This window comes from Streptomyces sp. NPDC001492, assembly GCF_053597275.1.
The window spans coordinates 1-7,275 of the sequence record NZ_JBSFHW010000069.1; the positions used below are offsets into that span (position 1 = coordinate 1).

Annotated in this window: 8 protein-coding genes; 3 read left to right on the forward strand and 5 right to left on the reverse strand. The window is 62.6% G+C overall.

What is annotated here, in order from left to right; all coding sequences use genetic code 11:
* Positions 1-753 precede the first annotated feature (753 nt).
* Positions 754-1,509 carry a GntR family transcriptional regulator gene (locus tag ACWC1K_RS46620; protein WP_450839842.1) on the forward strand — a complete coding sequence of 252 codons (756 nt, stop codon included), beginning with the start codon at positions 754-756 and terminating at the stop codon, positions 1,507-1,509.
* A gap of 23 nt (positions 1,510-1,532) precedes the next feature.
* Positions 1,533-2,183 carry an AAA family ATPase gene (locus tag ACWC1K_RS46625; protein WP_450839844.1) on the forward strand — a complete coding sequence of 217 codons (651 nt, stop codon included), beginning with the start codon at positions 1,533-1,535 and terminating at the stop codon, positions 2,181-2,183.
* A 212-nt stretch (positions 2,184-2,395) separates the two neighbouring features.
* Here the strand turns inward: ACWC1K_RS46625 and ACWC1K_RS46630 are convergent, their stop codons facing one another.
* From ACWC1K_RS46630 to ACWC1K_RS46640, 3 genes are all read right to left on the reverse strand, one after another.
* Positions 2,396-4,600 (reverse strand): nSTAND3 domain-containing NTPase, encoded by a 2,205-nt coding sequence (locus ACWC1K_RS46630; RefSeq protein ID WP_450839846.1) that lies wholly within the window; start codon positions 4,598-4,600, stop codon positions 2,396-2,398.
* Positions 4,601-4,747: 147 nt separating this feature from the next.
* Complete coding sequence (locus ACWC1K_RS46635) at positions 4,748-4,948, reverse strand: hypothetical protein (protein ID WP_450839847.1); 201 nt, start codon at positions 4,946-4,948, stop codon at positions 4,748-4,750.
* On the reverse strand, positions 4,935-5,324 hold the full coding sequence (locus ACWC1K_RS46640) for a hypothetical protein (RefSeq protein ID WP_450839849.1): 390 nt from the start codon (positions 5,322-5,324) through the stop codon (positions 4,935-4,937). The genes ACWC1K_RS46635 and ACWC1K_RS46640 overlap by 14 nt, the downstream gene beginning before the upstream one ends.
* Before the next feature lie 59 nt (positions 5,325-5,383).
* Between ACWC1K_RS46640 and ACWC1K_RS46645 the strand changes: the two genes are divergently transcribed.
* Positions 5,384-5,722 carry a DUF6233 domain-containing protein gene (locus tag ACWC1K_RS46645; protein WP_450839850.1) on the forward strand — a complete coding sequence of 113 codons (339 nt, stop codon included), beginning with the start codon at positions 5,384-5,386 and terminating at the stop codon, positions 5,720-5,722.
* Here the strand turns inward: ACWC1K_RS46645 and ku are convergent.
* On the reverse strand, positions 5,719-6,645 hold the full coding sequence (gene ku / locus ACWC1K_RS46650; RefSeq protein WP_450839852.1) for a non-homologous end joining protein Ku: 927 nt from the start codon (positions 6,643-6,645) through the stop codon (positions 5,719-5,721). The two genes, ACWC1K_RS46645 and ku, sit on opposite strands and share 4 nt — an antisense overlap.
* Before the next feature lie 179 nt (positions 6,646-6,824).
* The coding region (locus ACWC1K_RS46655; protein WP_450839853.1) for a tetratricopeptide repeat protein at positions 6,825-7,275 on the reverse strand (451 nt) is incomplete at its 5' end.

The following is a 7,275-nucleotide window of genomic DNA, read 5'->3' on the forward strand; positions in this document are numbered from 1 at the left end:
CCTTTCGGTCGTTGGTGTTGGACCCCGGCCGCACCACCCGCCCCCGGCACCCCGCGCCCCCCCCCGTCCGCCCCTCGCACTGTGCGAGGGGCGGACGGGCGGGAGAGGCAGCCGGCCGCAGCGTCAGGCGCTGCGAAACCAGGAAGCGGACCAGAGAGCTGAACGGGCGCCGCCGACCGGTCCGCGTACCGGCGGCGCTAGGTATGTCGTCGGTTCACACCGACCTCCCGCGAGATCGCAGGGACACGGCTTCACCGGCACGCCGTTGCCACGGCATACCGGCCCCGAGCCGGGAAAGTCGGGCGCGTCATCGTCACTGCTCTGACGCCAGCAGGGCGGCGCGCACCAGGTGGCACCCAACGGGTTGACCTCCCGTGAGGAAAGGATGATCCCGAGGGGTGCTATCCAGAGCTGGCACGCGAGGGCAAGGCATGTTCGCCTCGCCACAAAGTGGCCGCCGGGCCATCACCCGGGCCGTTGCGGGGACGGGGCTGAGCCCCGCCAATACGAATCTCTATTGAATTCCCAATCAACAGACGCTGTCTTCGTACTCGCCCTCGCGGGCTTTCCTCCGAGCGTTCAAGCACCTCCGGGCCGGTGCGCCCCCGTTTGAGCTGCGGGCATACCGGGGTCCCGGTGCCTGTCGGCCGTTTCTGTCCGGCGGGCACATCCCTAAGGTTCCCTAGGGTTCCATGCGGTGTCAAGCGGTAAGCTAGGGAACCGCAGGGAACTAGAGACGAGGGAGCTGGCGAAATGGCTGGTCAGGCCGACAATCGAGCGCCGTACGCGAAGATTGCCGCCCACTACTCGGAGCTGATCGCGTCCGGCCAGCTACCGCCGGGATCGCTGCTGCCGAGCATCAAGAACCTCGCGGAGGAGTGGGGCGTCAGCACCGCAACGGCCGAGAAGGCGTTGCGCAAGCTGCGCAATGAGGGCCTAGTTCGGGGCATCCATGGGATCGGGACGGAAGTCCTTGACCAGCCCGCTCCCATGTCCTCGGGGTCTCAGCGACAGGACCGAGGGCGCCGTACCGGATCTAGTTGGGGATCAGGCGAAAGGTCCGACTCGCATGAGGCCGCAGTGGTGCCCGCGCCTCCGGAGGTGGCCCAGGCCCTGGGGATCGAACCTCGGTCAGACGTCATCCGCCGACGCCGGGTGTACCGAGACCGGCACGGCATCGTGGCGCATAGCACGTCTTGGATTCCGCCTCAGTACGGGAAGCTGATCCCCCAGTTGGCGAACAGTGAGCGGCTGACCGGAGGAACCTCACTCCAGCTCATTGCCAAGGCAACGGGTCTGCCCATCACCCACCGGATCGACTCCGCCTCGGCACGCCTGTTGACGAAGGAGGACGCGCGGCTCTTGGAGCTAGACGCCGAGAATCCGGCGACAGAGCCCGTGGTCGTGATGACGGCCAAGTTCATCAACAGCGAGGGCGACGTCGTGGAGTACGGTGTCGACCTCGGAGGCCCTGGTCGCACGTGGCGGACGGAGTCGGAGGTTTCCTAGTGACGGCCATGGATGACACGCTCATGAGCGTGCTCGAAGACCGCATGGGCACGCTGCTCGCCGCTCGCCGCGACGGCTTGCTCACTCCTGAAGCCGAAGCGGAGATGACCGCCATCTCCCAGACTCTGACGAGACCGATGTCTACACGCCCACCGTTCTGCGTCCTGATGGCCGGACTCCCCGGCTCCGGCAAGACCACGCTTTCTCGCGCCCTCACGGATCGCGGGTTCATTCGTCTGTGCCCCGATGAAGAGATGTACCGCCGACATGGGGTCTACGGCGTGGACTTCCCGCGAGGAACATTCCCCGTTCTTGAGCGGCCGGTGCTCGAAGACGTAGCGGTTGAACTCACGGACCAGCTCAAGGCCGGACACGATGTCGTCGTCGACCACGGCTTTTGGACGCCAGAGGACCGGGCTAAATGGCGAGCCATCGCCACCGACGCCGGCGCTATACCGGTACTGGTCTATCTCGCAGCCAGCCACGATGAACTCTGGGCGAGGATCAGCAAGCGCAACGAGTTCCACGCGGACGACCCCAACTCGATCTACTTCTCAGAGAGCGACCTTCAGAGGTACCGGAACAGATTCATTCCGCCTCAGGCAGACGAACCTCACCTCCTCTACGGAGGCGACACTGCGGCTGTGATCGCAGCCATGGAAGCCTCTGCCTGAAATTTCTGTGCCCCATGAAGACTCGCCGCGCCCGCCTGTCCGGCGGTCGACGGTGACTGGTCGGCTCCGCACCTATCCGGCCGCACTTTCCCACCTCAGGCGTGGCTGGCTTCCGATACATCGCGCTTGCTCGTCTTCTTAGTATCCCGAGGGACTGACCGGCGTGGCTACATCGATGAAATGGGCGACGAACATGAGCCGAAAGTGACTTCTCAATTATCGATTAGCCTGCTGAAGAGGTTTTGCAGAGCAGCATCAGACCCTAGCTCATTACGGGAAATCCGTGACGGGCTGTAAGACTCATCCCGTTCCCAGTCGCCCTCATCCCGCAATGCGTCATCAATCGCCTCCATCAAGTCTTCCAGGCCAAAACTTTCAGCAATATCTCTCAGGCTCTCCAAATGGGGGGGTCGGGGGCTCCAGCGGCTAAACTCGCTTTCCATGAAGTTCTCAAACCGACCAGCCAACTCCTCATCCTCAAACACTTCCTGGTTATGATAGATGACCATGTGATCGAGGAATGCATTCCATTCCTCGGCCTCATCGAGGCTTTCCTCCAACCATTCATGCAACACTTCGTGAGCGACGCCTTCTAGACGCGACATCTTGGAGGAGTCGATTTTGAGAAGCAGCTTCACGCCCGCAACCTTGTTCCCCTGCCGCTGCTCCCATCTCTCGACGATCGCAGCAGTGGCCTGTTCCAAGAAGGTGCTCTCAAAAGGTATTTTCTCGCGGTTTTCAAAACAGAAGATGAGCCGACTCTCGATCGATCCGTCCGGCTTCCACGGCACGTCGGCAGAAACAACCGAGGGGCCCAATAGCGCACGGGAAAGTGCAGTAGCAACATCACTAGCCAGACCATCCAAGGCCGCTGAGAACGTAAGTCGATCACCCCCTTGAGCACTGTAACGAAATAGCTCTGCCACCTGGTCAAAGTAGGGCGTCGCAGCTATCAACCCGCGCAGGACTGTCCTGTCGGCGGCGAGGCGCCCAAGTGTGAACTCCGCGACAGACGGATTCATAAATGAAATTTCGGTCTCTCGGCGATCCGACCGAGTAATTGACAGAAAGGTCTCTTCAAGAACTTCAAGGCACTCTTTGAAAGAGGCTTCCGTGACAGGGATTGAAAGTTCACGGCTCAAAGACGCATGTACGCGCTGAACTACTTCGATATTTGTTGCTGTAGGCAGGCCGGAAAGGGCACACAGCAGCAGCCGCTGCGGCTGTGTCAGGTGACGATCAAACGCTATTCGCCAGATCTTCTCAGGGTTTTCGAATGTTTCCACCACCCTCGCAGGGAATCCAGTAGAGGTCAGGTCGAATGCCTTACTGGTGCAGTATTCAATCAAGCGCGGATTATACGTGGCATGATCGACAATTTTCTTATAACCGCCGTCTGCAATTTCGCGAAGACACTCTGAACTCAGATCGGAGTGCCAAAGATGGTTGTACAGAATCTGCGCCTTGTCTCGGCGGCTATAATCTCGGAGCGCCAGGACGAATTGAAACCTATCCTCCAGGTCACTCAGTCGCTCGTAACTCAGCCGCGCATCGCGCAAGATGTACTCTCTCGTTGTCAGGATCAGCTTCTTCGTCTGACTGTCAGAGAACCTTTCAATCAAGTCCGAAAGTCGAGCGTCCTCGTTTTTGCCGAGCCTCTCACTAAAAGTAATCTGCCCCAGAAAGTCATCATAGAGAAAGATTTGAGGCTTGCTGCTTTCTAGTGCCGTCCATGCCTCATTAATATCGGAGGAGACTTCGACAGGCTCAAACCCCAGAGAGATGTGTTCCGCCAATAGCATACGCGCAAGCATGGTTTTCCCGATACCCGGAACTCCCGATATCAGACACACATTGTTTTCCTCCAGAAGGTTGCGGGCCCTTGAGTAGCCTTCATTTACCACATACCGTGGAACCGATTTTTCAATGCGCTGCTTAAGCGCCTCCGCCCTGTTCAACAGGTCGGAATGAGCTGCCCAAAAAAGCTGCATTCCACTAGTTACCCATAGCTTCGGGTGCCTTCGCTCTACGTTGGGATGCAACGTGAGGAGCCCATCTATGTCGCCGCCACCCATGACATCGTCAGGGCTATCCATCCAGCGAGCGAATAGCTTGTAAATCTTGCTTTTCTGCCCCACTGCAAGATCGAATGAGGTGATGAACTTATACGAGCTGGGTGCCAGATTTTCAACCTTCGCGACTTCACGTCCTGCGGCTGCCAGCAGTTTCGAAAAATTTGAGCGCTGATAATGCTTGCATTGCCCGATAGAAAGCCCTGCAGCGCCCCGCCATCGCAGGTCCACTCCTCCATCTCGCCCTGCAGCGAAACGCTCCACTGGCACCCCAAACTGTGAAGCCAGCAGGTCGGCAACCAGGTTTTCAAACTCCACATCAGACAGCACGGAGAAGTTACGCATCCCTCCACTTTGACTGACCAGCCCTGACACCGCAGCCCTTTCCTGAACTCCGCGATTCTCGCGGACGGCCACGGCCCAGACCGGGGGCCGGTGGTAGCCGACTCTGGGGGCTGGCGTGCGGCGCGCCCAGCGGGAGAGCTGACAGAGCTACTCAGGATCGGGCCAGACGGCCAGCGTGCGGGCTTCGGCCTCGTCGACCAGCGTTATACGCGTACCAGCGATGGAGCCGTACTGACCAACCCACACGACGAATTTGCCACGCGCCACTGCTTCTTCCGACCACCAGCCGTGGGCCACCGGGCGGCCGCCAGCGCTGTGGGTGAGGTGGAATCGCTCAGGGCTGTCCACGGCGCTTCCTCGCCCGGCGGGCCATCTCCTGGAACTCCTCTGGGCTGACCGGTTGCACTGTGAGGCCCAGTGCGGCGGCGACTTCCCGAAGGTCGGCGAGGGCGCCCTCCAGTGTGGTGGGCACCCTCGGCGCCGGCTCCATGGTCGGCCACCCGTGCTCCCAGCACAGATCAACCCAGCGGGGGCCGTCACCGAAGTCCCGCACGCGGACGGTGGCGCTGTCCTCGCCGCAGGCGGCACACGGCTTCGGCGGCGCCTGCGTGATGCGCGTGCGCACCAGGCTGTCCGGCGGCGATGGTGGCGCGTGGGGCAGCGTGTCCGGGTCGACCCTGTGCCGCCGGAAGAGTTCCGCCAGGGTCATGCGCTCGCGGGCCACGCCGCCTCCTGGTGACCTCGGGGATTGCAGATTGCCACCGTGATCATAGAATCGAACACGTGAACGATCCAGTCCCGACGCGACTAGCGTTGCTCCGCTTCCTGGAACGCGTGCAGGAACGGGACCTGGCGCGCACTCGCCGCTGGATCGCCGACGAAGAGCGCCGCGAGAGCGAGCGGCAGCACGGCGTTCAGGCCCGCCCGCCCACACCGGAGTGGCTGATCGAACTCGGACTCAACCGGCACGCCGCACCCGTATACGTGCACACCGGCGACTGCTGGAACGCGGGCAAACGCAGCCGCGCCATCAGCCGGGACCAGGCCCGCCGCGCGCTCGCCGACGGGGTCAAGGCCTGCCCGCAATGCCAACCCGATACGGCCCTGGGGATGCTGGACTAGGCACTGCGCGGCCTGCGTGCCGTCTTCTTCGCGGTCGTCTTCTTCGTGGTCTTCGCCGTTGCCTTCCTGGCCGGCTGCTTCTTAGCCGTGGTCTTCTTGGCTGTGGCCTTCTTCGGCAGTTCGTGCACGTCGGCGTCCTCGCCACGAGAAGCCTTGGCCTGCTGGACGGACTCGTTTAGGGCGGCCATGAGGTCGAGTACCTGGCCCGGTTCCTGGGGCTCCGGCGACTCGGGGAGCTCGCGGTGTTCCCGCTTCGCCTCGATGATCTTCGCCATGGCGTCGGTGTAGGCGTCCTCGAACTCCGGCCCCGTCAGATCGTCGCGGCTGAGGGACTCCATCAGCGCGAGGGCGCCCTCAATCTCTGCATCCGATACCTCCGTCGGCGGAGGCAGCAGCTCGGCGGGGTCGCGGATCTCGTCCGGCCAGCGCATCGCATGCAGCACGATCACGTCGTCCCTCACCCGGAGCAGGCCCAGCCTCTCGCGCCCGGACCAGGCGTACTTCGCCACCGCCACCTTCGACGACCGACCCAACGCCTGCACCAGCAGCTTGTACGGTTTCGCCGCGACCTGCCCGGCCGGCGCCAGGTAATAGCCCTCGCCGATCCGGATCGGGTCGATGCTGTCGAGTGGCACGAAGGCTTCGATCTCGATGGCCTTCGCGGTCGGCAGCGGGAGCTCCCGCAGATCCGCATCACTGATCGCGACGACCTGATCCTTGGCGTACTCGTAGCCCTTGCCGATCTCCGACTGAGCGACCTCGCGGTCCTCCAGATCGCACACCTTTTTCACCCGCACCCGACCCATGTCCTCCAGGTGGTACTGGTGAAAGCGGATCGAATGGTCCTCGGTGGCAGCTTGGACGTTGATCGGCACGGTCACGAGACCGAAGCTGATCGCACCACTCCAGATCGTTCGGGGCATGGCAGACCTCCGCTAGAGCCCTGAGCACCATCAGCCTACGAGCGGCACGGGTGCCCCGCATGCGTGCTGACGCCCCAGACCGCACGCTGGTGCCAAGGCCAGCAGGCAGCCCATCGTGATCGACCCGTCGGCCGGGGACGGCGACCGGCGGATTGGCGCGACCGCGTGCGCGCAGGTGGTCAGGGGCCTGGTGGGTGGGTCTCGGCGTTCGCGCGGGATTTGGCTGCTTCTTCGTCGTCGCCAGCACGGGTGTAGGCCGTGGCGGACTGTTCCCATGCGTGCCGAACCTGGGGCAATTCGGTGCCGGATACGTGCAGGGTGGTGGCGAACTCGGCCCATGCTTCTCCGGTACGCGCCCAGTCCTCTTCTTGAGTCAGCATCGCGACTGCCTTCTCCCCAGCTGCGATCGCTTCTGTGTGTCGCCCCAAGTCTCGACAGACGACGCCGAGGTTGTTCCAGGCGACGGCTTGGCCGTGGGTGTCGCCGGTCTGCTGGAAGAGCTCGAGGGCGGCTTGGTAGGCGTCGCTCGCTTCGGTGTGGCGCTCCAAGTCTCGACAGACGACGCCGAGGTTGTTCCAGGCGCTGGCTTGGCCGTCGATGTCGTCGTTCTGCTGATAGAGGTCGAGGGCG

Excerpts from the sequence above, each read along its gene's own strand:
- ACWC1K_RS46625 (WP_450839844.1), top strand. The coding sequence starts at position 1,533 with ATGAGCGTGCTCGAAGACCGCATGGGCACGCTGCTCGCCGCTCGCCGC.
- ACWC1K_RS46620 (WP_450839842.1), top strand. The coding sequence starts at position 754 with ATGGCTGGTCAGGCCGACAATCGAGCGCCGTACGCGAAGATTGCCGCC.
- ACWC1K_RS46630 (WP_450839846.1), bottom strand. The coding sequence starts at position 4,600 with ATGCGTAACTTCTCCGTGCTGTCTGATGTGGAGTTTGAAAACCTGGTT.
- ku (WP_450839852.1), bottom strand. The coding sequence starts at position 6,645 with ATGCCCCGAACGATCTGGAGTGGTGCGATCAGCTTCGGTCTCGTGACC.